Annotated in this window: 22 protein-coding genes and 2 tRNA genes; 10 read left to right on the top strand and 14 right to left on the bottom strand. The window is 57.4% G+C overall.

Annotated elements, in window-relative coordinates:
* Window positions 1–296 precede the first annotated feature (296 nt).
* From ACOKCT_RS11470 to ACOKCT_RS11450, 5 genes are all read left to right on the top strand, one after another.
* Entirely contained in the window at window positions 297–1367 is a 1071-nt protein-coding gene (locus ACOKCT_RS11470; RefSeq protein WP_103823895.1) for a LacI family DNA-binding transcriptional regulator, read from the top strand.
* Entirely contained in the window at window positions 1364–2335 is a 972-nt protein-coding gene (locus tag ACOKCT_RS11465) for a nuclear transport factor 2 family protein (RefSeq protein WP_159339051.1), read from the top strand. Before ACOKCT_RS11470 ends, ACOKCT_RS11465 begins: the two co-directional genes overlap by 4 nt.
* A gap of 130 nt (window positions 2336–2465) precedes the next feature.
* Complete coding sequence (locus ACOKCT_RS11460; RefSeq protein WP_103823897.1) at window positions 2466–3605, top strand: ester cyclase; 1140 nt, start codon at window positions 2466–2468, stop codon at window positions 3603–3605.
* Complete coding sequence (hisD, locus tag ACOKCT_RS11455) at window positions 3605–4915, top strand: histidinol dehydrogenase (RefSeq protein ID WP_336998330.1); 1311 nt, start codon at window positions 3605–3607, stop codon at window positions 4913–4915. Before ACOKCT_RS11460 ends, hisD begins: the two co-directional genes overlap by 1 nt.
* Before the next feature lie 58 nt (window positions 4916–4973).
* Window positions 4974–6287, top strand: a complete 1314-nt coding sequence (locus ACOKCT_RS11450; protein ID WP_420193498.1) for an amidase family protein — start codon at window positions 4974–4976, stop codon at window positions 6285–6287.
* Here the strand turns inward: ACOKCT_RS11450 and ACOKCT_RS11445 are convergent.
* The 4 genes from ACOKCT_RS11445 to mdtK all read right to left on the bottom strand — a co-directional run bounded on the left by ACOKCT_RS11445 (window position 6274) and on the right by mdtK (window position 9715).
* Window positions 6274–7884: an FAD-NAD(P)-binding protein gene (locus ACOKCT_RS11445; protein ID WP_420193497.1), complete on the bottom strand. Its 1611-nt coding sequence runs from the start codon at window positions 7882–7884 to the stop codon at window positions 6274–6276. The genes ACOKCT_RS11450 and ACOKCT_RS11445 overlap by 14 nt on opposite strands.
* 148 nt (window positions 7885–8032) lie before the next feature.
* A tRNA-Val gene (locus tag ACOKCT_RS11440) sits at window positions 8033–8109 on the bottom strand.
* Between the two features lie 4 nt (window positions 8110–8113).
* Window positions 8114–8190 (bottom strand) — tRNA-Val (locus ACOKCT_RS11435).
* Between the two features lie 151 nt (window positions 8191–8341).
* Window positions 8342–9715 carry an MdtK family multidrug efflux MATE transporter gene (mdtK, locus tag ACOKCT_RS11430; RefSeq protein WP_103830391.1) on the bottom strand — a complete coding sequence of 458 codons (1374 nt, stop codon included), beginning with the start codon at window positions 9713–9715 and terminating at the stop codon, window positions 8342–8344.
* A 222-nt stretch (window positions 9716–9937) separates the two neighbouring features.
* Between mdtK and ACOKCT_RS11425 the strand changes: the two genes are divergently transcribed.
* Window positions 9938–10582, top strand: coding sequence for a riboflavin synthase subunit alpha (locus tag ACOKCT_RS11425; RefSeq protein WP_103179352.1), 645 nt, complete (start codon window positions 9938–9940; stop codon window positions 10580–10582).
* Between the two features lie 31 nt (window positions 10583–10613).
* Here ACOKCT_RS11425 and cfa read toward each other — a convergent pair whose 3' ends face one another.
* Complete coding sequence (gene cfa, locus ACOKCT_RS11420; RefSeq protein WP_420193496.1) at window positions 10614–11762, bottom strand: cyclopropane fatty acyl phospholipid synthase; 1149 nt, start codon at window positions 11760–11762, stop codon at window positions 10614–10616.
* A 280-nt stretch (window positions 11763–12042) separates the two neighbouring features.
* Window positions 12043–13239 carry a purine nucleoside transporter PunC gene (punC, locus tag ACOKCT_RS11415; protein WP_156654383.1) on the bottom strand — a complete coding sequence of 399 codons (1197 nt, stop codon included), beginning with the start codon at window positions 13237–13239 and terminating at the stop codon, window positions 12043–12045.
* Between the two features lie 115 nt (window positions 13240–13354).
* On the opposite strand from punC, the gene punR reads away from it, so the two are divergent.
* Window positions 13355–14278: a DNA-binding transcriptional activator PunR gene (punR, locus tag ACOKCT_RS11410; protein ID WP_103179355.1), complete on the top strand. Its 924-nt coding sequence runs from the start codon at window positions 13355–13357 to the stop codon at window positions 14276–14278.
* A gap of 5 nt (window positions 14279–14283) precedes the next feature.
* Here the strand turns inward: punR and purR are convergent, their stop codons facing one another.
* Window positions 14284–15309 carry an HTH-type transcriptional repressor PurR gene (purR, locus tag ACOKCT_RS11405; protein ID WP_103179356.1) on the bottom strand — a complete coding sequence of 342 codons (1026 nt, stop codon included), beginning with the start codon at window positions 15307–15309 and terminating at the stop codon, window positions 14284–14286.
* A gap of 296 nt (window positions 15310–15605) precedes the next feature.
* Between purR and ACOKCT_RS11400 the strand changes: the two genes are divergently transcribed.
* Together ACOKCT_RS11400 and ACOKCT_RS11395 are read left to right on the top strand one after the other, a co-directional pair.
* Window positions 15606–15695 (top strand): YnhF family membrane protein, encoded by a 90-nt coding sequence (locus ACOKCT_RS11400; protein ID WP_103179357.1) that lies wholly within the window; start codon window positions 15606–15608, stop codon window positions 15693–15695.
* 164 nt (window positions 15696–15859) lie between these two features.
* On the top strand, window positions 15860–17026 hold the full coding sequence (locus ACOKCT_RS11395; protein WP_103179358.1) for an MFS transporter: 1167 nt from the start codon (window positions 15860–15862) through the stop codon (window positions 17024–17026).
* Window positions 17027–17064: 38 nt separating this feature from the next.
* Here ACOKCT_RS11395 and sodB read toward each other — a convergent pair whose 3' ends face one another.
* Complete coding sequence (gene sodB, locus ACOKCT_RS11390; protein ID WP_159339043.1) at window positions 17065–17646, bottom strand: superoxide dismutase [Fe]; 582 nt, start codon at window positions 17644–17646, stop codon at window positions 17065–17067.
* Window positions 17647–17768: 122 nt separating this feature from the next.
* Window positions 17769–18593: a C40 family peptidase gene (locus tag ACOKCT_RS11385; protein WP_156654384.1), complete on the bottom strand. Its 825-nt coding sequence runs from the start codon at window positions 18591–18593 to the stop codon at window positions 17769–17771.
* Between the two features lie 336 nt (window positions 18594–18929).
* Here ACOKCT_RS11385 and grxD point away from each other — a divergent pair, with 336 nt between their 5' ends.
* The gene (gene grxD, locus ACOKCT_RS11380; RefSeq protein ID WP_032617810.1) at window positions 18930–19277 is read left to right on the top strand and encodes a monothiol glutaredoxin 4; all 348 of its coding nucleotides are present in this window, start codon (window positions 18930–18932) and stop codon (window positions 19275–19277) included.
* 44 nt (window positions 19278–19321) lie between these two features.
* Here grxD and rnt read toward each other — a convergent pair whose 3' ends face one another.
* The 5 genes from rnt to eptA all read right to left on the bottom strand — a co-directional run bounded on the left by rnt (window position 19322) and on the right by eptA (window position 23976).
* On the bottom strand, window positions 19322–19972 hold the full coding sequence (rnt, locus tag ACOKCT_RS11375; RefSeq protein ID WP_103179361.1) for a ribonuclease T: 651 nt from the start codon (window positions 19970–19972) through the stop codon (window positions 19322–19324).
* 95 nt (window positions 19973–20067) lie between these two features.
* Window positions 20068–20475: a lactoylglutathione lyase gene (gloA, locus tag ACOKCT_RS11370; protein WP_103179362.1), complete on the bottom strand. Its 408-nt coding sequence runs from the start codon at window positions 20473–20475 to the stop codon at window positions 20068–20070.
* Window positions 20476–20558: 83 nt separating this feature from the next.
* Window positions 20559–21656, bottom strand: coding sequence for an alkene reductase (locus ACOKCT_RS11365; protein ID WP_114315181.1), 1098 nt, complete (start codon window positions 21654–21656; stop codon window positions 20559–20561).
* Window positions 21657–21709: 53 nt separating this feature from the next.
* Window positions 21710–22309: a TetR/AcrR family transcriptional regulator gene (locus ACOKCT_RS11360; protein ID WP_103179364.1), complete on the bottom strand. Its 600-nt coding sequence runs from the start codon at window positions 22307–22309 to the stop codon at window positions 21710–21712.
* Window positions 22310–22347: 38 nt separating this feature from the next.
* A complete protein-coding gene (eptA, locus tag ACOKCT_RS11355; protein ID WP_325940600.1) occupies window positions 22348–23976 on the bottom strand; it encodes a phosphoethanolamine transferase EptA in 1629 nt (542 codons plus the stop codon).
* Window positions 23977–24115: the final 139 nt, after the last annotated feature.

Genomic DNA, 24115 nt, shown 5'->3' with positions numbered 1-24115 from the left:
CCAGTCAAGTACAACGTTTACCGGCTCAATCCCTTTGGATACTGACCAGGCTGCCCGGTACAATTGACGGTGTGAATATTGCTCTGCATACGTATTCAAAAATTGAAGTTACGAAAAGGTTTCAAATTTGTAAAGGTCGTTTATCACCATTGTGAAAAAAATAATTTAGGCTGTTGCATACGCATGCAAACATGGTGTAAGTATAAAAAGTACCCGCTTCCTGCGGCGCGGTGACAGGGAATAGCCCTGCCACAAGCGCCGATGAGGGGAGTAACAGGGATAAGGAACTCACGGTAATGAAACGTAAGACTTTTACAGCGGTGACCTCTCAACAGGTGGCGCAGCTGGCGGGAGTATCACAATCGGCGGTGTCCCGCACCTTCACGCCGGGGGCGAGCATCTCACCGGCAACGCGTGAGAAGGTGCTCAAGGCGGCGCGTGAGCTGGGCTATCGGCCTAACGCCATCGCCCGCTCGCTTAACACGGCCCGCTCACGGATCATCGGCGTGGTGATCTCCTATTTTGATAACCAGTTTTATCCCCAGGTGCTTGAGGCGCTGGCGCAAAAGCTGGACACCCTTAACTATCACCTGCTGCTGTTTGTCGGCGATCGCGACGGGAATGTTGACCGGATTTTCGACCAGATCATGCAGTATCGGGTAGACGGCATCGTGCTGGCTTCGGTCACCCTGTCGCTTGACCTCTCCCAGGAGTGCCTTGCCGCCGGGATCCCGGTGGTGCTGTTTAACCGCAGCGAAGAGAGCGGAATGGCGTCGAGCGTCAACAGCAATAACGAGGCGGCATCCCGCCAGATTGCCGAATTTTTACTGGCGGCAGGACATAAACGCTTTGCCTACGTAGGCGGGGTGGCGGACTCGTCCGTCAACATTGCCCGTCAGCGCGGGTATTTGCAGGCTTTGCAGGAGCAGGGCATTGACGATGTCCGGGTGGTGAACGGCAATTACGATGCCCAGGAGACGGCCCGTGCGGCCTATGCGCTCTTCTCCGCATCCCCCGCGCCGGACGCCATTTTTGTCGCCAATGACCATATGGCGGTGATCGTCATGGACGTGGCGCGCTACGAGTTTGGCCTGCGCATCCCGGAAGATGTCTCCATTGTGGGATACGACGATATCGGCCCCTCCGGCTGGGCATCCTATGCATTAACCTCCGCGTCACAGCCCGTCGAGGCGATGGTCAGCGCCACGGTGGAGCTACTGATGAAGCAGATCGACAGCGGTACGATCGAGCCTGAACAAATTACCGTGCCGGGCAAACTGGTGGTACGCCACTCCGCACGCCGACCGCATGCGGGGGCTATCGACGCCGAGGGTTATTACATGTTCCAGACGCAGGAGGACAAATGAGCAGATTGCCGGGCTTCAGCCCTCAGTTCGATTCCATCCAACAGTTTATTCTCACCCTGACGCATGTGGTCTGGGAACAAAAGGATATCGGCCAGCTTGCCGACTTCTACGCTACGCCGGTGGTCTTTATCACCCCGGAAAAACAGCTGACCGATCTGCCGCAGTTTATGCGCCTGACCCTGGAGGCGATGCACAGCTTTCCTCAGCGCACCGTGCTGACCGAGGACATTCTGGCGACCGAGAATCCCGGTAATGAGTACTACGCCGCCCAGCGTACCATCGCCTGCATTCGTCATATGGGCGAGGGCTTTTTCGGCGCACCCAGCGGCAAAACCCTCTGGGTGCGCACCTGGGCCGACCGTATCTGTGCCGACGGCGCGGTGCGCCAGGAGTGGCTTTTGCAGGACAGAGCGGCGATTGTCGCTCAGCTCGGACTTAACGTGCAGGAATTTGCGCGCAATCTGGCGGGCATGCAGGAGCAGCTGGGTATTCCCCGGGCAACCGCCGAAACGCTGGACGCCCGCTGGGCGGGTGGCCCGGAGGGGGATGATGTCGAAGGGCCGATTGCCGGGGTAGTTGAGCGCTATCTTATCATGTGGGCGGGTGGGAACAGCGGCACCGTGCCGGGTCTGTATCATCCTGCCGCCACGCTCTATGCGCCGGGCCACTGCAGCGGCACGGGAGAGCAGGAGATTGCCGCGCTACTGTCGGGATACCGCGCCTCCTTTGCCGACAGCGAAGTGCAGCTGCACCACCTTATCGTGCGCCGGGACCCTGGCGAGCCGGTGCGCATTTCGCTGCGCTGGTCGCTCCTGACCTGGCACGACGGGTATGGCAAGTTTGGCGTGCCGACCCGTAAACCGGTATCGATCACTGGTATCAGTCAGCTTGAATTACGCGATGGTTTAATTATTCGCGAATATCTTGGTATTGATGAATTAGCTATCTGGTCGCAAATCGTGAATTAACCGGAGGTCCGCCTCCGCTATATTTCTTACCTGAACGATTTTGAATCCGCCGCAATAAATATTGCGGCTCCATTCTCCATCCATTCCGGGTGCGGGATCGTATTGTCTGAAAACAGAAGCAGGGGTTTATATGTCTTCAACTGAAGCAACAAATAAAGCACCAGCCGTACCTGAAAAAAATAATAAGCTCACCCGTGATGAACCGGTATTACAGGTTGAGCGTCGCGACTTTATTGATTTAGTGCCGGAGAAACGTCCGCGGGCGCAATCATTACGTGGGTTCGATGAGTGTTATACCGATATTGTCGATTATATTGTCCGCTGCACCCATAAAATATGGGATGAACGCGACGTGGGGTTAATTTACACCCACTATACGCACAACTGCGTCTTATATAACGCGCTGGGTACTCTCTATACCCGCGAGCAGGTAGTGCAGGATACGCTGCAACGCCTGGTGGCTTTTCCGGAGCGCCGCGGCATGGCGACCCAGGTGATCTGGAACGGTAACGATGTGGACGGTTTTTACACCTCGCACCTGGTGACCGGCAGCGGGCGGCATACCCAGTTCAGCCACCTCGGCAAACCGACTAACCGAACGTTCGTCACCCGCACCGTGGCCGACTGCATGATCCACGAGAACAAGATCTATCGCGAGTGGGTGGTGAGCGACAACATGTCGCTGATGAAGCAGCTGGGACTGAACACCGATGAAATCGCCTTCAACATGGCGAAAGAGCAGTTCGACAAGGGCTTTCGCGTTACCGATATCGGTGAAAACGGCCGCATGCTGGGGCAGTATCCGCCGGAGATGGTCTGCGATGTCTCCATCGCCCATACCGACACCGAAGAGCAGTGCCTGCGCTGGATGCACGAAATCTATAACCGCCGGATGCTCGGCAAGATCAAAGAGGTCTACGCGCCGAACGTTCAGTGGCACGGCCCGCTGATGAAAGAGCTGTACGGCACGGCATCGGTGACGCACCAGACTCTGGCCCTGATCGGCATGATCCCTGACGGCGCCTGGCTGCCGCAGCACATCTGCTCCAACCCGTGCGACGAAGGCGGCACGAAAGTAGCGATACGCTGGATCATCGAGGGCCACCACCTGGGCTACGGCGAGCTGGGTAAACCGACCGGTAAACGTCTGTTCGTGATGGGGATGTCTCACTACCACATTATCAACGGCAAAATTGTCGACGAGTGGGTGCTTTACGATCACCTGGCGCTGCTGGCACAAATCAAACTGGGTCAAATGGAGGAAGCATAATGTCTGTACAGTCAATTGTTGACCAGGTGAGCTGGATCAAACGTCCCCAGGGGCAGGATGCGCAGGCCGACAAATCGTTAACCGACACGGTCGGTGGCATTATTGCGCGGGTAAAGGACGAGGGCGACGCGGCCCTGAGAGATTTCTCGCGGCAGTTTGATAAGGTGGTGCCCGCGCAGTTTGAAGTCACGGCCCAGGAGATTGAGACCGCGCTGCGCGAGATGGACCCACAGACCCGCCGCGACAGCGAGTTTGCCATCGCCCAGGTCAGGCGCTTTGCCGAGGCCCAGCTTGCCACCATGCAGCCGCTGGAGGTGGAAACCCTGCCTGGCGTGCATCTGGGGCACCGGATTATTCCGGTTCAGACGGTAGGATGTTATGTGCCGGGGGGCCGCTATCCGATCCTCTCCGCGCCAGTGATGTCCATCGTGCCCGCCACGGTTGCCGGGTGCGAGCAGATTATCGCCTGTCTGCCGCCCGCGGCGCACCCGTCGATGATTGCGGTCTGTCACCTGGCCGGGGCGCACCGGATCTTTAAAATTGGCGGTGCTCAGGCGGTGGCGGCCATGGCCTGGGGAACGGAGAGCGTACCAGCGGTGGATAAAATTGTCGGACCGGGCAACGCCTTTGTGAACGAGGCCAAGCGCCAGGTGTTTGGCAAAGTGGGGATTGACGCTCTGGCGGGGCCGAGCGAGATCTTCACCGTTGCCGACGACAGCGCCGATGCGCGCATTATTGCCGCCGATCTGCTGGCGCAGGCCGAGCATGATGTTCACACCCGCGTCGGGCTGGCGACCACCAGCCGGGCGATCGCCGAGGGGGTGCTGTCAGAAATTGAGCGCCAGCTGATGACGCTGCCTACCGCCGCGACTGCGGGCGAAGCCTGGCGTCGTCAGGGTGAAATCGTGGTCTGCGACAGCGAAGAGCAGCTGATCGCCTTTGCGGATCATATGGCGACCGAGCATCTGCAGGTCCATACCCGCGACCCGCACGGCACGGCGGCGAAAATCCGCAATTACGGCTCGCTGTTTATCGGCCAGAACGCCAGCGTGGTCTTCTCGGACAAATGTTGCGGCACCAACCACACCCTGCCAACCATGGCGGCGGCACGTTACACCGGCGGGCTGTGGGTGGGGGCTTACGTTAAAATCTGTACCCATCAGTGGATCGATGAGCAGGGCATCGCGGCGATTGCGGAACCGGCCATTCGCCAGAGCCGTACCGAGGGGATGCAGGGGCACCGTCGCGCCGCGGAGATCCGCCTGCATCCGGAAGCGCTGGATGCCATCACCTCCGGGCTGCGGGACTGATTGCAACGGGAGACCGGCGCGCTGCGCTGGCCTCCGGCATGACTGTGAAGAGGACAATATGCAAAAGAGTCGCTTGATTCCCCCGAGAGATGCCCCCGAAGAGATAGCCCGGCGGCTGGCGATCATCGCCGGGCAGTCGCAGCTGAACGCAATCCTCGGCATCAACCCGGAGGCGCAGGCCCAGGCGCACCTCTGCCAGTCGCAGCGGCGTCGCGGCCAGACGTTGGGGCCGCTGCACGGCGTGCCGCTGGTGGTCAAAGATAATATCGCCTGCGCCGGACTGCCGGTAACGGCAGGGTGTCAGGCCCTGGCCACGCTTCGGTCCACAGGGGATGCGCTGGTGGTGCGCCGTCTGCGGGCTGCCGGGGCGATTATTCTGGCCCGGGCCAATATGTCTGAGTTTGCTTTCGACGTCCGCTCCCGCAGCTCGCTTGGCGGCGATGTGCATCACCCGCTGTTTTTGGGCATTACGGCAGGCGGCTCCAGCGGCGGCAGCGCGGCGGCGGTGGCGGCAGGAATGGCGGAGGGGGCGCTGGGTACTGATACCGGCGGCTCGATCCGCATCCCGTGCAGCTATACCGGGCTGGTGGGGTTAAGACCGCGGGTGCGCAGGGGGCAGATGGAGGGCATCGCGCCGCTCTCCCTCAGTAAAGACACGGTGGGGCCGATGGTACATAGCGTGCAGGATGCGGCCCTGCTGCACTGGATTATCCACGGCCAGACGCCACGGACCCTTGAATCCGTTTCGCTGAAAGGGGTGCGTTTTGGGGTGATTCGCAGCCTGGAAGGGAGCGATTCGCACCAGGGAGAGGTATGGCATGCCGCCCTCGCGCAGCTTGCGCGTCACGGCGCAACGCTTACGGAGATCGATCTGCCGATACTGCACGACGTGGAGAGAGCAATCTGCCTGAGCCTGTTCGAATTTCGCGTGGGGTTCGATGCCTGGTTAAAGCAGCATCCGGGGGCGCCGACGGATCTGCATACCATTGTGGCATCCGGGCAATTTTTGCCGGAGTTTTTACCGCTCCTGACCCAGATGCTCGCCTGCGACAAACTGAAAACCCCGGCGTGGCGCGCCGGAAGAGAGCTGCGGCGTCGGTTGCGCCACACCCTTGGTCAGGTAGCAGAGCAGGCGGGGGTCGATGCTTACCTCTACCCAACGGTGTGCCGTATACCCGACAGCCTGGAGAAGATGCCGCCCGGATGTGCACCTGAGCTGGCGGCCATCAGCGGTTTCGCCGCTATCACGCTTCCTTGCGGCAGAACGCGCAGCGGCTTTCCTGTGGGGCTGGAAATTCTCTCTCCCGCAGCCGATGAATCGCCGCTGCTGGCGTTGGCCGCCGCCTGCGAAACCGCCTTTACTCCGCCATAAGCGGCAACCGCCTGCGTACGCGGGAGGCGGGCTGAACGGCGGCTTTCGCCATCGCTTCGCCGATCTCCGCGCAGGCCACCAGACCCTGGACAAAGGGGCGATCGTGCATCAGATAGGGCAGGGCGCCGAAGGCGATGCGCCCGCGCAGGTACTCCGGTGCCAGCAGGGTGTAATCGTCGCCGACGTCGGGGATATCTTCTCCTGCAGAGACAAGCTGTTCGCGCAGGGACGGAAACGGCAAGTCTTTGCTTTTCAGCGCTTTCTGCCCGCGGGCGTCGATAAAGGTATCAAAGATCCAGCGTTTACCCTCGGCGTGAATGACCGTCCGGTTCCCTTCTGCGGTCAGTTCATACTCGTTGCCCAGCGCCTCGATGCTGATGATACCCGCCTCGCGCAGGGCCAGCAGTCGGCGCACCGACCGTGAAGGGATCGCCGCATAATTGTCAATAAACACCCGCGCCAGCCCCGTTTTAAAGCGTTCTCTGTCGGTCTCATCCAGGTAGGGCACAATCTTTTCTACGGCCTCATGCAGCCGCAACACGGTGTAGCGCCACGGCAACGTGCGGTGGTCCCGCTTGTTGCGCTCCACTTCATCCAGGTTAGAGACCGCCCAGCGGAACGGGCCATGCTTCTGGCGATCGGCAAACCAGGCGTCGCGGATGCTGTCGGCGGTGAGGGTGTCCAGGGCAATCGCCTTGCTCCACTGCGGGTCAGCCTGCGTCAGCTCTTCAATCATCAGCATAAATACCCGGTCGAGCAGGCCGGTGGTGCCCTGCTGGATCGCCGCCTCGATGGCCGTTTCCGTGACCACGGTTAACGGCTCGTAAGGGATAGGACAGTAGAAATCGGCTTCGGGCAGGATGCCAGAGCGGGACATCAGCACAATCTTCAGCGCCTCGCTCTTCTCATCAAGCCGGTAGTGGATCTGCTCGTCATCGGTCTCAATGAATTTGCCATGCTGTACGGCGACGGCCATTGCCGCGTCCAGCCCGCTCAGGGAGGTACCTAAAATGCCCACCTTGCCCGCGCCGATGCTGGCCTCCATCAGCCCGGACCAGGGGCTCGGGAAGAAGCCGCGTGAAGAGGTATCTTCGTCCGGCCAGACGTGGCCGGTGGCGATCACCGCCAGATCGAACTGGTCAGGAGTGAGTTTGCCGTCGGTCCAGATGCTCACCCCCTCGGCGCTGGCCAGCAGATCGCTCACCTGGCAGGACTCCTGGACAGTGATCTCGAAGCCCTGTTTTCGTGCCTGCGCGATGAGCGTCTGGAACTGGTCACGGAAATACTGGCCCAGCAGAATACGCGGCAGGAACTGTCGGTCGTGCAGGGTAGATTTCTGCACGCCGTAGCGCGCAAGATGCGCCTCACTCTGGGTGCGCAGCCACGCGAGGTAGGTGGAGAAAAGGGGCGGGATCTCAATGCTGGCGATATTGGCCAGCATCATGCGCGAGTTATCTTCATCGCTATAGGGCATCCCGACGCCGGCCTCTTCAGCCTGTTCATAAACGGTGACGGAAAGCGGTGTATTCAGTTTCAGAAGAGAAAAGAGGGTATAGATCCCTGTGGGACCTGCTCCGACAATGGCAATTTTTTTCATTGTGTTTACCTGCTGTTTTTTTACCGAATCCATGGGAAAAATGCTATGCAGGTTAAGTGTGGTAGAAAACGGGTGATGAGCAACTCAGAAACGAAGCGAAAGTGATAAATCAAAGAAGAAGAGGGATTGCACCATTTCAGAACTGAAATGGTGCGTCCGAGTGGACTCGAACCACCGACCCCCACCATGTCAAGGTGGTGCTCTAACCAACTGAGCTACGGACGCAGAATGGTGCGTTCAATTGGACTCGAACCAACGACCCCCACCATGTCAAGGTGGTGCTCTAACCAACTGAGCTATGAACGCATTGTTGTGTGTGACAACGGGGACGGATATTAGCGGCAGTGGTCGCATGAGGCAAGAGGCAAACCGCAATTTTCTTTCAGATTTCACGCGATTGCTCTATTCCCGCGCAAAATGAAGAGAAAGTAGCCGCCCGCAGGCGGCTGGCGGGTGATTAACGCGCAGCGCGTTGCAAAATCACGCTGGATGGCTGGCGCTGTAAAAAACGCATGCGCAGCATCATCATAACGGCGGCGGAGGTCAGACCGATGATAAAGCCCATCCAGAAACCGGCCGGGCCCATACGATCCACCACCAGATCGGTGAGCGCCAGAATATAGCCGCTCGGCAGACCCAGCACCCAGTAGGCGATAAAGGTGATAAAGAAGATCGAACGCGTATCTTTATAACCTCGAAGCACGCCGCTGCCGATCACCTGGATTGAATCGGAGAGCTGGTACACGGCCGCGAGCAGCATCAGATGGGAGGCCAGCAGCACTACTTCCGGGTTGTCGTTATAGAGCAGGGCGATCTGCTCGCGCAGCGTGACGGTGAACAGCGCCGTGCAGACGGCCATGCACATGCCTACGCCAATGCCGGTCCGGGCTGCGATTTGCGCATCCAGCGTGGAGCCCTGTCCGAGGCGATAACCGACGCGAATGGTTACCGCGGCAGCAAGCGACAGCGGCAGGACGAACATCAGCGAGCTGAAGTTAAGGGCGATCTGGTGCCCGGCCACATCCACAATCCCCAGCGGGGAGACGAGCAGGGCGACCACCGCGAACAGCGTAACTTCGAAGAAGAGCGCCAGCGCGATAGGCAGGCCCAGCTGCACCAGCCGTTTGACCACCTCCATGTCCGGCTGGCTGAAACCCGCTTTGCTACGGATATCACGCATGGAGCGGGCACGCTTCACATAGGAGAGCATGCCGAAGAACATCACCCAGTAGACTACCGCCGTGGCAACGCCGCAGCCGATGCCGCCCAGTTCAGGCATGCCGAAATGACCGTAAATAAAGATGTAGTTCACCGGGATATTGACCAGCAGGCCGATAAAGCCCAGCACCATGCCCGGTTTGGTCTTCGCCAGACCTTCACACTGATTACGCATCACCTGGAAGAATAAATAACCCGGCGTCCCCCAGAGAAGGGCGCGTAAATAGCCGACGGCTTTATCCGCCAGGGCCGGGTCAATATTGCGCATGGCGTGAATAATATAGCCCGCGTTCCACAGCACCAGCATGATCAACACCGAGACCAGACCGGCCAGCCAGAAGCCCTGACGGATCTGATGGGCGATACGATCCCGCCGCCCGGAGCCGTTAAGCTGAGCAATCACTGGCGTCAAGGCCAGCAGGAGGCCGTGGCCGAAGAGAATAGCCGGTAGCCAGATAGAGGTCCCGATGGCTACCGCGGCCATATCGGTGGCGCTGTAGCCACCCGCCATAACTGTATCGACGAACCCCATTGAGGTCTGGGCGATTTGCGCGAGTATCACCGGGATTGCCAGAGCTAATAACTGACGCGCTTCAATCATGTACTTCTGCACGTGAACACCTTTGGTATTGTTGTTATTTGAATGCAAAAAAAGCCGCTGCGAAAAACAGCAAGAAGAAGATGCGGGGAAGTCCAGCTATTGTAGCGGGGATAAGCTAATTATCTAGTGAAAAAATCGCCAGAAAAGGTGGGTACTGGCAACCTCTATTTTCAACTGTTATTGTGGTGGGATTAAACGGTGTTAACACCGAAGGAACAAACAGGAGTCGTAAGCATGTTTACTGGTATTGTGCAGGGCACCGCGAAACTGGTGGCCATTGATGAAAAACCCAATTTCCGTACCCACGTCGTCGCCCTGCCGGACGAGATGCTCGATGGGCTGGAGACCGGGGCATCGGTTGCACACAACGGTTGTTGCCTGACGGTGACCGAAATTAACGGTAATCTCATCAGCTTCGATTTAATGAAAGAGACGCTGCGCATTACCAATTTGGGCGACCTGGTTGAGGGCGATATTGTTAACGTGGAGCGCGCCGCGAAATTCAGCGACGAAATTGGCGGGCATTTAATGTCAGGCCATATTATGACTACCGCGGAAATTGCCAAAATCCTCACCTCAGAAAATAACCGTCAAATCTGGTTCAAGGTGCAGGATCCTTCATTGATGAAGTACATCCTCTATAAAGGCTTTATTGGCGTGGATGGCATTAGTCTGACCGTTGGTGAAGTGACACCTACCCGATTCAGTGTCCACCTGATCCCGGAGACGCTGCAGCGCACGACTCTCGGCAGCAAAAAGCTGGGGCACAGAGTGAATATCGAAATCGACCCGCAAACCCAGGCGGTGGTCGATACCGTGGAGCGCGTACTGGCGGCGAAAGAGGCCGCCGCTATCCAGCAGACGCTCAACGACGCATGATAAAAAAGACCCCGGCAAGCCGGGGTCTTTTTTAGCGGGGCACCCGCAGGCCGTGCTCCACGCCGCGGCTGAATACCACCTGCCACAGTTGAATATCACGGGCGCGAAACGCACCGGCGCAGGCGTTCAGATAGTAGCTGAACATCCGTTTAAATCGTTCAGAATAGTTGTCGGTGATCTCCGGCCAGCTGGCAAGGAAGCGCGCATGCCAGGCCATCAGGGTAGTATCGTAATCAGCGCCAAAATTATGCCAGTCCTCCATTACAAAATGGGCTTCGCTGGCATTCGCAATCTGGCGAACTGAGGGCAAACAGCCATTCGGAAAGATGTACTTGTCTATCCAGGGATCAACGTTATGGTCGGTTTTTCGTGAGCCAATGGTATGCAGCAGGAACAGGCCATCCGGCTTCAGGTTACGATCCACCACGTTGAAATAGGTGTTGTAGTTTTTTGGCCCCACATGCTCGAACATCCCTACCGAGACAATGCGATCGAACTGATCGTGCAGATCGCGGTAGTCCTGTAACAGGATGGTGACATCCAGCCCGGCGCAGCGCGCCTGCGCCATGCGTTGCTGCTCCGCTGATATGGTCACACCGACCACGCTGACGCCATAGTGCTGCGCCATAAACTCCGCCAGCCCGCCCCAGCCGCAACCGATATCCAGTACCCGCATACCGGGCTGCAGTTGCAGTTTTTCGCAGATGAGGCGCAGTTTATCCTGCTGGGCCTGCTCAAGGGTGGTGGCCTCTTTCCAGTAACCGCAGGAGTACTGCATAGCCGGGTCGAGCATACGGCTGAACAGGTCATTGCCAAGATCGTAGTGCTCTTTGCCGACAATCCAGGCGCGCTTTTTACTTTGCAGGTTGAACAGGCGGGCAGTAGCGATGCGCAGGGTATCCTTCAGGTGGCTGGGCAGCTGTGTTTCCAGACCCGCTCGCAGAACCTTATGGAAAAAGATGTCCAGCCGTTCGCACTCCCACCAGCCGTCCATATAGCTCTCGCCGAGACCCAGTGAGCCCTGCTTCAGGACGCGTTTAAAAAAATCGGGGTGTTTAACTTGTAGATCGGAGGATGCCGGGCCGTTGATGGTGATACCCGCGCGGCTCAGCAATTCATTGACTATCCGGAACCAGTCATCATTCCGGATGCTGACTTCTTCTATACACGATGAACTCATAGCTTCTCCATCACCTGATGTGATCAGAACCCATAAACAGCGTAGACGCTCTTTATGGAGAGTGAGAAATTTCACGGTGCAACCCGTGAGGCTAATATCCGACGTAGAACAGAGGAAGGGAGAGGACCCTTGCCGAAAGGCCATCCATGGTAAAACGGGAGCAATCCGGCTCCCGTTAACACTTAATAATTTTAGTATTTATCAGAAAGCTTTAGCCAGTATAGGACTGATATCCTGGTGATTCAACAGGATATTGTTAGCACGCTAATTATTTATCCTGTCAGGCGTGGGAAGATTCTGCCTGCGGGCTCTCATCCTGCTGGCCCACAGGGAGATACTGCATCCGATAGCCAAGCGCGGCCAGCACGACGGTCGCCACCATCACGCTGGTGGTGGTCAGCAACGGGGTGGCAATCAGCCAGGAGACCAGCAGGCTCGCGAGGAAACAGAGTCCCAGCTGCAGGGTGTTCTGCAGTGCCGCCGCGCTGCCGGTTGCCTGCGGGAAGGGACGCAGCGCCTGCGCTACCACGATAGGGTAGATGGCGCCGTTCGCCACTGCCATCAGGCAGAAGGGGGCCAACAGCGCCGCCAGGCTGACGCCCGGAATAAACCCGACCGCCCAGGTACCGATCACGCTGACGGCAAACAGGCCCAGCAGCCACGGCAGCATCTGGTGACCCGGCCATTTTTGCAGGGCGGCGCGGCAGCCGTAACCCCCAATCAGGAAGGCGATAGTCTGCGGCACATAGCTCAGTCCGATCGCCGCCGGGCTGTAGCCCATATCGCTGAGGATAAACGGCGAGCCGGTCAGCCAGGCGAAGAAGCTGGCGGAACAGGCGGCGTAGATCAGCACGTTGCCGCGGTAGATCCGGGAGCGAAGCAGGGTAAAGAAGGTCACGCGGGAGGTTGGCTGCGCCTCTTTTACCGTCACTGGCTTCAGGAAAAAGGCCGGGATCATCAGCACCAGGGTAATGGCAAACAGCACCGCAAAAATGGCCTGCCAGCTGAAATGGGCGAGGATCCAGCTGCCGAGCAGCGGTGCCAGCGCTGGCGACAAGCCAACCAGCGGCATGATGGTGGCGAAAATGCGGTTGGTTCGCGATGCCGGGTAGTAATCGGTCACCAGCGCCTGCCAGGTCACCGCCGCGGCGCAGACCCCCACCGCCTGGATAAAGCGTAGCACCAGCAGCCAGGTGGCGTCGCGTACCCACAGCATACCGAGGCAGCCGAATGCAAAGATGGCTAAGCCGGCCAGCAGTACCGGCTTGCGTCCGAAGCGGTCAGACATCGGTCCCCAGAGCAGCTGCGCGAAGGCAAAACCGGCCAGGAAGAGGCTCAGGCTGGCGCTGATGGCGGCAGCCGGGGTTTGCAGATCCGCCTGCATGATGGCGAACGCAGGCAGGTACATATCGGTGGCGAGGAAGCCCAGCACGCTCAGGCCGCCGAGCCAGACTAAAAATCCTTTCCCGGGTTGCATGGTTTTATTGTCCTTATGGATGCAGGTTTAGGTAGCCGCTGAGTGTAGGCAGTGCAATCCCGCTTGTGAAACGCTAATATTTGGCGGTTGCATTCAAATTTTTTGCAGGCAGAAAATGTGGTCAGAATATTCCCTTGAAGTGGTGGATGCCGTGGCGCGTAACGGCAGTTTCAGCGGCGCGGCACAGGAGCTACATCGTGTCCCGTCAGCCATCAGCTATACGGTGCGTCAGCTTGAGGAGTGGCTGGCGGTGCCGCTATTTGAACGGCGACACCGTGATGTGGAGCTGACGCCTGCCGGGCTGTGGTTTCTGAAGGAGGGGCGTTCTGTTATCAAAAAAATGCAGATCACCCGCGAACAGTGTCAGCAGATTGCCAACGGCTGGCGCGGGCATATCTCCATTGCGGTGGATAACATCGTTCGTCCCGAGCGCACCCGCCAGATGATCGTCGACTTTTATCGCCACTTCGCTGACGTTGAGCTGCGCGTCTCTCAGGAGGTCTTTAACGGTGTCTGGGATGCGCTGGCGGATGGCAGGGTGGAGATGGCGATCGGCGCGACCCAGGCGATACCGGTGGGGGGGCGCTACGCGTTTCGCGATATGGGGATGCTGAGCTGGGTCTGCGTGGTGGCGAGCCACCATCCGCTGGCCGCGCTTCCCGGCCCGCTCAGCGATGATACCCTGCGCAACTGGCCGTCGCTGGTGCGGGAAGATACCTCCCGCTCGCTGCCGAAACGGATCACCTGGCTGCTGGATAACCAGCGGCGGATCGTCACCCCGGACTGGGAATCCTCTGCGACCTGCCTGTCGGCCGGGCTGTGCGTGGGGATGGTGCCGGTCCATTTTGCCCGGCCCTGGATAGACAGTGGCAAATGGGTGGAGCTGACGCTGGAAAACCCCTTCCCGGATGCGGCCTGCTGCCTCACCTGGCAACAAAACGACATGTCACCGGCGCTGGCGTGGCTGCTGGATTATCTGGGGGACAGTGAAACGATGAACAGGGAGTGGTTGCGGGAGCCAGAGGTACTGGCTCCCTGAGCGGATCAACGGCGGTAGTCGCGGAACGGGCCATCGGCGACGGAGCGGCGTTCGATCAAACGCGGATGCACTTCAATGGACTGCGACTCTTCACGTTTATTGACGATACGGTCGAGCAGCATGTTAAAGGCGGTCTCGCCCAGCGAATCTTTTGGCTGGTGGATGGTGGTCAGCGCCGGGGTGAAGAAACGGGCGTTGCGCACGTTATCATACCCGATCAGCGAAACGTCCTGCGGAACGCGCAGGCCCATCTCGTCAGCGGCACACAGGGCACCCATCGCCATAACATCGCCGCCGCAGAAAATAGCGGTCGGACGCGGCGTCTGGGAGAGGATCTGCTGCATGGCGCGATAGCCGGACTCCGGCTCAAAGTCGCCCTGGACGATCCAGTTTTCCGGCACCGTGATTAAGGCTTCTTCCATCGCTTTCATAAAACCGGCCAGACGACCGGCGCCGGTGTTGCGCTCCAGCGCGCCCGGGATGACGCCAATATCGCGATGCCCGCGTTCGATCAGATAACGTCCGGCCATGTAGCCACCTTCAAAGGCGTTATCAATGACCGAGTCGGTGAAGTCCGCTTTCGCTTCGCCCCAGTCCATCACCACCATCGGGATATTGCGATACTCTTCCAGCATCTTCAGCAGCGGCTCCGGGTATTCCGAGCACATTACCAGCAGGCCGTCGACGCGCTTTTGCGCCATCATCGACAGATAGGCCCGCTGCTTCTCCAGGCTGTTCCAGGCGTTGCCGAGGATCAGGGTGTAACCTTTCTGGAAGCAGTTTTTCTCTACCGCTTCAATAATTTCTGCGAAGTAGGGGGCTTCGCTGCTGGTCGCCAGCAGGCCGATCGATTTGGTGTGGTTCACCTTCAGACTACGGGCGACGGCGCTCGGAGAATAGTGCAGCTCTTTGATCGCTGCCCAGACGTTGTTACGCGTCTCTTCCGCCACAAAGCGGGTTTTGTTAATAACATGTGATACGGTTGTAGTGGAAACGTTTGCGCGTTTCGCTACGTCTTTAATTGTTGCCATCAGATGTCACTCCAGACCATATCTTAAGCTCCTGAAAAACCAATAGGTAAACGTTTGCCTTCACTCGCCCTAATTGCGCAATTTGAATTGCGGTACGCCGGGAAAACGACACAGGACGTCAGGAGGGGGTCAATGGCCGGTACGCTAATAAATTTAGCGTGGAATTTTGGCTGATCTTGACCAAAAGGGGAAGAGTAAAAATCGATATCAATCTAAATCCAGCAAGATTTTTACCCTGAACTGTGCAAAAATGAGCAAGCTCACTCTTCGTAGGGTGATTAAAAGGAGAAAAATTGATGAGTACCGATCTTAAGTTTTCGCTGATTACCACCGTTATTGTTCTGGGTCTGATCGTTGCCAGCGGTCTGACGGCTGCGCTGCACTGATATTTGCGAGGGAGCTAACGCTCCCTCGTCTCCCTTCTGCTATTGTTACGCGTCCGGCAAAAATCTTTTGCCAAATTGTTAACTTCTCATTTTTTGTGATTGATGTCATGCTTTCGCCTTCATTGTTCTGTGTCGCCTGACGACACGGTATCCGGAGTTGAAGTATGAAAATCAATTTTCCGCTGCTGGCCCTGGCCATTGGCGCATTTGGCATCGGCACCACCGAGTTTTCTCCAATGGGACTGCTACCGGTTATCGCCCGGGGTGTGGATGTCTCTATTCCGGCTGCGGGCATGTTAATCAGCGCCTACGCTATCGGCGTAATGGTAGGGGCACCGCTGATGACCTTGCTGCTCTCCCATCGCGGCCGTCGTAATGCGCTGATCTTCCTGATGGCGATCTTTACCGTCGGTAACGTGCTGTCGGCGCTCTCCCCGGATTACACCACCCTGATGCTGTCGCGTATTTTGACCAGCCTCAATCACGGCGCCTTCTTTGGCCTCGGGTCGGTGGTCGCCGCAAGCGTAGTGCCGAAGCATAAACAGGCCAGCGCCGTAGCAACCATGTTTATGGGTCTCACCATCGCCAATATTGGCGGCGTACCCGCCGCAACGTGGATGGGCGAAGCCATCGGCTGGCGGATGTCCTTCCTGGCGACGGCGCTTCTGGGCGTAGTCTCGATGGTCGCGCTCTTCTTCTCCCTCCCTGCGGGTGGCGCGGGCGAAAAGCCGGATGTGCGTAAAGAACTGGCGGTGCTGATGCGCCCGCAGGTGCTTTCCGCCTTACTGACCACGGTTCTCGGTGCTGGGGCAATGTTCACCCTCTACACCTACATTGCGCCCGTTCTGCATGACATTAACCAGGCGACGCCTGCTTTTGTTACCGCGATGCTGGTGCTGATTGGCGTCGGTTTCTCCCTCGGCAACTTCCTGGGCGGCAAGCTGGCGGACCGCTCCGTAAGCGGCACCCTGAAAGGCTTTCTACTGCTGCTGATCGCGATTATGGTGGCGATCCCGTGGCTGGCACGTAATGAAGTGGGGGCGGCGTTCGCGATGGTGGTATGGGGGATGGCGACCTTTGCGGTGGTACCGCCGCTGCAAATGCGCGTGATGCGGGTGGCAAGCGATGCGCCAGGGTTATCCTCTTCCGTCAATATCGGGGCGTTTAACCTGGGGAATGCGCTGGGTGCGGCGGCGGGTGGTGCGGTGATCTCCGGCGGGCTGGGGTACAGCTTTGTTCCGGTGATGGGGGCCATCATTGCCGCGCTGGGGCTTCTGCTGGTGCTAATGGCCGACAGAAAACAACCTGAACCGGTTTGTGCCGCCGAATAAGACCAAAACGCAGAAGGCCGGGCCTTCTGCGTTTTTCGTTATGCCGCGAAGTTCTTCGCAACAAATTCCCAGTTTACCAGCGCCCAGAAGTGCTCGAGGTAGTTCGGGCGCGCATTACGGTAATCGATGTAGTAAGCGTGTTCCCATACATCCACCGTTAACAGTGGGGTAGCGTTGCTGGTCAACGGCGTGCCCGCATTGGACGTGGAAACGATGGCCAGTTTCCCGTCCGCCTCTTTCACCAGCCAGGTCCAGCCCGCGCCAAAGTTTTTCACCGCGGCGTCGGTAAACTTCGCTTTAAATTCCGCAAAGCTACCAAAGGTGGCGATGATGGCGTCAGCCAGATCACCCGTCGGTTCACCACCGGCCTGAGGCGCCAGGCAGTGCCAGTAGAAGGTGTGGTTCCACACCTGCGCGGCGTTATTGAAGATGCCGCCCTCAGAACTACGCACGATCTCTTCCAGGGTTTTCCCTTCAAATGGGGTGCCGGCGATCAGGTTATTCAGGTTGGTGACATAGGTCTGGTGATGTTTGCCGTAGTGGTACTCCAGGGTTTCCGCAGAAATATGCGGGGCCAGAGCTTCTTTTGCATACGGTAATGCAGGTAATTCAAACGACATTGCTTCTCTCCTTATTATAGTGAACCATCCAATAACCATATTGAATGTAAGGATAGAGTAGCAAATTGAAAGACCCTACAAAAGAGGAACTTACCCCGCAGGCTTACCCGCGGGGCAGGGGGTTAACGCAGCGTGCTGGGCTTCATCACGCGGCGAGCGCCAACGTAATGGCGCTGCCAGTACTCTTCGCTCAGGGAGGTGATCTGAATATCCTGGCCGGTACGCGGCGACTGAATAAATTTGCCGTTGCCAACGTAGACACCAACGTGATCGGCGGTGCCGCGACCCTGGGTGCGGAAGAACACCAGATCGCCGCTTTCGAGCTCACCGCGATCCACCGGGGAGGCGTCACGCAGATGGTACATTTCGTTGGCGGTACGCGGAATGCGGAACTTAACCAGATCTTTATAGGCGTAATAGACCAGGCCGCTGCAGTCGAAACCGGTACGCGGTGAGCTGCCGCCCCAGCGATACGGTTTACCAATCTGGCCCATTAGCTTATTTAGCGCCGTTTTCTGCGCTTTTTGCACCCGGACTTTATGCGCTTCGGCAAGGGTCGTGGTCTTGCTGGTTTTCACGCACTGCGCTTTATGGCCTTTACGGGAAGTACATTTTTCTGTCACAACGCGCGAAGCGGTTTGAGTTGTACGGGGCGCGCTGCGGGAGGAATTTTTGCTTTTCTTACTGGAGGTGGCTGGCTGTGTTTTAGCGAGGCTGCTTTTTTTGCTGCTGCTCTTTTTACTGGCGGTGCTTTTTTTGCTGGTGCTCTCTTTCTTCGTGGTTTTGCCGCTGCTGCTTTTTTTCTTCGGTTCGGTGGCTTTTGCCAGATGCGTTTTGTGGGCGGCAGAAGGCCGCGCCTGCTCTGAGGCGTTTGCCACCGGCGTGAAGGTGAGAGATGAAAACAGCAAAGCACAGAGCGTGATCGAGAATTTATTTATTCGCGCCACTGGGCATTCCCCTGGTAATAGCTGGATATAAATTATCCTGCGTCTGATTTACAAAACTTGTCGATTCTAATCTATAAAAAGCCCCTGCGTTAATAAACTTTTTGCATCTAAAACTGCGTTTCGTTAGCAAGTGCAAAAAAACAGAATTTCAACCGGTTGATTTGTACATTCGCTGAGCAAAGACGCAGGGGGGAACGGGATAAGGTAGTTTTACAATGCAACTTTACGTCACGCGCGGTAAAATCCTGTACGTGACGAAAATGTTATTTTCCGTAGTCGGCCTGAAACGCTACAATGTCAGACTATTGCCGTAACAGAAGTAAAAGGAAGCAAGACATGAGCACTACTATTGAAAAAATTCAGCAGCAGATTGCTGAAAACCCGATCCTGCTGTACATGAAAGGTTCTCCGAAACTGCCTAGCTGTGGTTTCTCCGCTCAGGCGGTGCAGGCGCTCTCTGCCTGTGGCGAACGTTTTGCTTACGTTGATATTCTGCAGAACCCGGATATCCGCGCTGAGCTGCCAAAATACGCTAACTGGCCGACCTTCCCGCAGCTGTGGGTTGACGGTGAACTGGTTGGCGGTTGCGACATCCTGATTGAGATGTATCAGCGCGGCGAACTGCAGCAGCTGATCAAAGAGACGGCTGCGAAGTACAAATCTGAAGAGCCAGGCGCCGAGTAATCTCGCGCACGGTAAATAAAAAAGCGACCTTCCGGTCGCTTTTTTTATGCGTTGTTGCCAACATCTGGCAGCGGCCAGCCGCCGAGACGCTTCCAGCGGTTAACGATTTCGCAAAACAGTTCCGCCGTGCGTTCGGTATCGTACAGGGCGGAGTGCGCCTGTGTGCCGTCAAAATCGATACCGGCGGTAATACAGGCTTTCGACAGCACGGTTTGCCCCAGCGCCAGCCCGCTTAAGGCCGCGGTATCGAAGGTCACAAATGGGTGGAACGGATTACGTTTCAGCGACGCGCGCTCGGCGGCAGCCATCATAAAGCTGTGATCGAAGGTAGCATTGTGCGCCACCATGATCGCGCGATTACAGTTCTGCTCTTTCATGCCCTTGCGCACCATTTTAAAGATGGCATGCAGCGCGTCATATTCACTCACTGCCCCACGCAGCGGGTTATGCGGATCAATGCCATTAAATGCCAGCGCCTCAGGCTGCAGGTTCGCCCCTTCAAAGGGTTCAACGTGAAAATGCAGCGTGGTATCCGGCAGCAAATTGCCCTGTTCATCCATCTTCAACGTGATGGCGGCAATTTCCAACAGCGCATCGGTTTTGGCGTTAAATCCAGCGGTTTCGACATCAATCACGACAGGATAAAAACCACGAAAACGGTCGCACAGACCGGTAAGTTGAGCGTTATCGGACATCTGGATCTCTTACAAGGGGAAAAAGCAGTGCGTATTATGGCAAATTTTGAGGCGAGATGCAGTAAAACAACGGGCGCATGGCGCGCCCGTCAGGATCAGTTGCCCAGACCGCGACCGGCGTCTTTGGCTTCGATCAGTTCGATTTTATAACCGTCCGGATCTTCAACGAAGGCGATAACGGTGGTGCCGCCCTTAACCGGACCCGCTTCACGGGTCACGTTGCCGCCGTTGCTGCGGATCCGCTCGCAGGCTTCTGCCGCGTTATCCACTTCCAGGGCGATATGACCGTAGGCTGTACCCAGCTCGTAGCTATCCACACCCCAGTTATAGGTGAGTTCGATAACCGCTTCGTCGCTCTCCGGGCCATAACCGACAAAGGCCAGGGAGTATTTGTATTCCGGGTTTTCGCTGGTGCGCAGCAGGGTCATGCCCAGCACGTTAGTGTAAAACTCGATGGAACGTTGCAGATCGCCAACGCGCAGCATGGTGTGAAGTAGGCGCATATTATCCTCTTAGCTTTTATCATCTTGAACAGAAACGATGTTTTAGTATAGCGGCGAAGTGTCGCCGCTATCAATGCGGGGGCTTATAAAGAGGGATAATCGGTGTAACCTTCCGCGCCGCCGCCGTAGAAGCTCTCCGGACGCTGCGGGTTCAGCTCGGCTTTGCGCTGCAGGCGAGCCACCAGGTCCGGGTTGGCGATATAGGCGCGGCCAAAGGCCACGGCATCGATCAGCCCTTTGTTAATCAGATCTTCGGCTTTCTCCGGTGTATAAGCCCCGGCACCGATGATCACGCCCGGGAAGCGGTCGCGCACTTTCTGACGGAAGGCATCGGTGTATGGCTCGCCGCCAGCCCAGTCTGGCTCGGACATGTGCAGATAAGCGATGCCGCGTTTTGCCAGCTCTTCGATCAGGTACAGCGCGTCGGCTTCTTCGTTCGGGCCGTTATCCACGTTCTGGAAAGAACCGATTGGCGAGACGCGAATACCAATACGATCGGCGCTCCACTCTGCAGAAACCGCATCAATCACCTCAAGCACCAGACGGGCGCGATTCTCAACGCTGCCGCCATACTGGTCAGTACGCTGGTTAGAGGAAGGCGACAGGAACTGGTGCAGCAGATAGCCGTGGGCCCCGTGCAGTTCAACCAGATCGAAACCGGCTTCGCGGGCATTGGCGACGGCCTGGCGGAAATCGTTCACGATCCCCGGGATCTCGTCCAGCTCCAGCGCACGTGGCGTGGTGGTGTCAACGCGAATGGCGTTGCCATTCTCATCGCGCAGTGAGGTGCGGGTCCCCGCATTGATCGCAGAGGCAGATACCGGCGCCTGACCGCCAGGCTGGATGCTGCTGTGGGAGATACGGCCAGTGTGCCACAGCTGAACCGCGATGCGGCCATCTTCAGCATGCACGCCGTCGGTGATTTTCTTCCACGCCGCGATCTGCTCCGGGCTGTGCAGGCCAGGGGCGCCGGCATAACCTTTTGCCTGAGCAGAAATTTGCGTGGCTTCGGAGATGATCAGTCCCGCGCTGACGCGCTGGCGATAGTATTCGCCCATCAGCGGCGTTGGGATATCGCCCGGCTCAATGCTGCGCAGGCGGGTGAGGGGCGCCATAAAGACACGGTTTGGTGCTTCGATTGCGCCCACCTTAAGCGGGGTAAACAATTTTTCAGCTGACATAAAGGCTCCTGAGTAGACCGGTCGTCTAGTAATTTGCGAAATAAAAACGCCTGTTAACTGCCAGGCGTAGCAATGATGGTTTTGACATGATCCAGCGCGCTCTCAAGCGGCAGCGCGCTGCGGGACATTTTGGCCTGCAGATTGGCCCCCAGCCACAGGGAGTAGAGCACCTGCGCCTGGGTGAGCGGTTCCCCGACGAAGGCCAGGGATTTCTCCTCCCGCCCCTTCGCCAGCGCCTGCGCCAGCAGGGTGATAACACCCGTGGCCCCTTTATCCATTGCCGTGCGCATATCTTCCGAGAGATCGCACACTTCAGCAGAGAGTTTTACCGTCAGACAGCCGCTGATAATGCCCTGGGCGCAGAACTGGGCCAGCGTCTCCTGATAATAAGCCAGAACACGATCGCGATAATTGCCCTGACCGCTGGCGAAATGGCTGGCCAGACGCTGATGGTAATCCGCGTAATGCCGCTCCAGCAGCGCCACGCCAAACGCCTCTTTTGAGCGGAAGTAGTGATAAAACGACCCCTTCGGCACATCGGCGGTTTTCAGCAGCTCGCTCAGACCCATCCCGGTGAACCCGCGGTGCATGCAAAGACGCTCGCCGGTCGCAAGGAGATGTTCGCGTGTATCGTGTTCAGTGTGCTTATTCATGTCGACAATGTAATAGACCAATCGGTCTATTGCAAGCCTTACGTTCGACGACAGGCGGTAAGCAGATCCATCTGCGGCTGATAGACGGAGGTGCGAATGTTCATCATCCCCAGCACCGTGGAGAAAAGATTATCCTGCGACACCGCCTCTTTCGCGGCCTGATTACGCAGGCACTGCGCATCCACGCCAAAATTCTTTTTATAGTCCTGCGAGAGCCAGAACATGAACGGAATGTGCGTCTGCTGCGACGGTGCCAGCATGTACGGCGTACCGTGCAGGTAAAGACCGTTTTCCCCCAGCGATTCGCCATGGTCGGAGAGATAAACCAGCGCCGTGTTCATCGTCGCCTGACGCGCCTTCAGGGCATCGATGGTTTTACTCACCACGCTGTCGGTATAGAGGATGGTATTGTCATAAGTGTTCATCAGCGCCTGGTGATCGCAATCCTGGATCTGGTTGGTGTCACAGGTCGGCGTAAATTTGCGGTACTGCTCCGGATAGCGCTGATAGTAGGCCGGGCCGTGACTGCCCATCAGGTGGATCACCAGCACCGTATCCTGTTTAAGCCCATCAAGGGTCTCATTCAGACGATAGAGGTTAACGTCATCAATACAGGATTTATCCTTACAGAACTGATCCAGCTTCCACTGGGTCATGTCGGTATGCGGGATGCGATTACAGGCCCCTTTGCAGCCGCCATCGTTATCACGCCACAGCAGGTTTACCCCGGCGTGGGCCAGCACATCGAGCAACCCTTCCTGATGATGGGCCAGATCGGCATCATATTTTTTGCGCGGCATTCCTGAGAACATGCACGGCACGGAGACGGCAGTTTCAGTGCCGCAGGAGGAGGCCTGCGGGAAGTTAATCATCTCCTGCTTTTCCAGTTCAGGGTTAGTGTCACGCCCGTAACCGTTGAGGGAGTAGTTTTCAGCCCGGGACGCCTCGCCAATCACCAGCACCAGCACGGTTTTTTTCTGCTGCGCCAGCAGCACCGGGCCTTTACGCGCGTCTTCCCCGAGATGGATGAGAGTCTGGTCGCCGGCAAACCAGCGCGCCTTGCTGTACTTAACGATGGCGCTGACGTAGTTCGCTGGCGTCACCATTTTGACGATGCCTTTGTTGTTGCGAAACAGCGAGGCGTAGTCCTTATAAAAGAGTGCGGCCACCAGAAGGATCACCACCAGGCTCGCGAGGATGGCCGCCACGCGCATCAACAGCGTCTGCCACCACTTACCCGGACGAATACGAATCAGCGCCAGCACGGCGGCTGGCACCAGCCCGGCGATCGCCAGCCACAGCACCAGCTGCGGAGTGATAAGCGCCGTGGCCTCCTGGGAGTTGGTCTCGAAGACGTTAACCATCATATTCTGGTCAATCACCGCCCCGTAGGTAAACATGAACCAGGTCGCCGCCGCGCATCCCAGAGTGAGCAACACCAGCAGCGGTTTGCGGATGAGTGGAATATTCAGAATGCTGAAGACGATGACCCAGCCGCAGAAAAGTACCAGCGGCACGGTCAGGGCAAAGACAAAATCATGCAGCCGGGCGGGGGCAATCACCTGCCAGCTGCGGTGAATAAAGAGGGCGTTTAACAGGGTAAACAGGAGCGCGCAGCCCAGCGTAAATTTTGTATCGTTACACTGTAACTTTTTTAACATCTGCATCATAGTCAACCAGCAAGAATAGTGATGAGGCGAGTATAGGGAGCGAAGATTAGTGAAACCTTAATGCCACAATTCTGAGGTTGACCTCTTGCGTAACCCCGGCTTAAGGTCTTCACTTTACTGAATCTTGGGTTTCGGG

It is taken from the genome of Leclercia sp. M-A074-M (assembly GCF_965195605.1).
Lineage (GTDB): Bacteria > Pseudomonadota > Gammaproteobacteria > Enterobacterales > Enterobacteriaceae > Enterobacter.
This window is presented reverse-complemented; position numbering and strand designations above follow the sequence as displayed.

Bases quoted from the DNA above. Each gene is read 5' to 3' on its own strand.
- ACOKCT_RS11470 (WP_103823895.1), top strand. From the start codon at position 297: ATGAAACGTAAGACTTTTACAGCGGTGACCTCTCAACAGGTGGCGCAG.
- ACOKCT_RS11395 (WP_103179358.1), top strand. From the start codon at position 15,860: ATGAAAATCAATTTTCCGCTGCTGGCCCTGGCCATTGGCGCATTTGGC.
- cfa (WP_420193496.1), bottom strand. From the start codon at position 11,762: ATGAGTTCATCGTGTATAGAAGAAGTCAGCATCCGGAATGATGACTGG.
- sodB (WP_159339043.1), bottom strand. From the start codon at position 17,646: ATGTCGTTTGAATTACCTGCATTACCGTATGCAAAAGAAGCTCTGGCC.
- ACOKCT_RS11450 (WP_420193498.1), top strand. From the start codon at position 4,974: ATGCAAAAGAGTCGCTTGATTCCCCCGAGAGATGCCCCCGAAGAGATA.
- purR (WP_103179356.1), bottom strand. From the start codon at position 15,309: ATGGCAACAATTAAAGACGTAGCGAAACGCGCAAACGTTTCCACTACA.
- punC (WP_156654383.1), bottom strand. From the start codon at position 13,239: ATGCAACCCGGGAAAGGATTTTTAGTCTGGCTCGGCGGCCTGAGCGTG.
- ACOKCT_RS11460 (WP_103823897.1), top strand. From the start codon at position 2,466: ATGTCTTCAACTGAAGCAACAAATAAAGCACCAGCCGTACCTGAAAAA.
- gloA (WP_103179362.1), bottom strand. From the start codon at position 20,475: ATGCGCCTACTTCACACCATGCTGCGCGTTGGCGATCTGCAACGTTCC.
- grxD (WP_032617810.1), top strand. From the start codon at position 18,930: ATGAGCACTACTATTGAAAAAATTCAGCAGCAGATTGCTGAAAACCCG.
- hisD (WP_336998330.1), top strand. From the start codon at position 3,605: ATGTCTGTACAGTCAATTGTTGACCAGGTGAGCTGGATCAAACGTCCC.
- ACOKCT_RS11465 (WP_159339051.1), top strand. From the start codon at position 1,364: ATGAGCAGATTGCCGGGCTTCAGCCCTCAGTTCGATTCCATCCAACAG.
- rnt (WP_103179361.1), bottom strand. From the start codon at position 19,972: ATGTCCGATAACGCTCAACTTACCGGTCTGTGCGACCGTTTTCGTGGT.
- ACOKCT_RS11365 (WP_114315181.1), bottom strand. From the start codon at position 21,656: ATGTCAGCTGAAAAATTGTTTACCCCGCTTAAGGTGGGCGCAATCGAA.
- ACOKCT_RS11400 (WP_103179357.1), top strand. From the start codon at position 15,606: ATGAGTACCGATCTTAAGTTTTCGCTGATTACCACCGTTATTGTTCTG.
- ACOKCT_RS11360 (WP_103179364.1), bottom strand. From the start codon at position 22,309: ATGAATAAGCACACTGAACACGATACACGCGAACATCTCCTTGCGACC.
- ACOKCT_RS11425 (WP_103179352.1), top strand. From the start codon at position 9,938: ATGTTTACTGGTATTGTGCAGGGCACCGCGAAACTGGTGGCCATTGAT.
- ACOKCT_RS11445 (WP_420193497.1), bottom strand. From the start codon at position 7,884: ATGAAAAAAATTGCCATTGTCGGAGCAGGTCCCACAGGGATCTATACC.
- punR (WP_103179355.1), top strand. From the start codon at position 13,355: ATGTGGTCAGAATATTCCCTTGAAGTGGTGGATGCCGTGGCGCGTAAC.
- eptA (WP_325940600.1), bottom strand. From the start codon at position 23,976: ATGCAGATGTTAAAAAAGTTACAGTGTAACGATACAAAATTTACGCTG.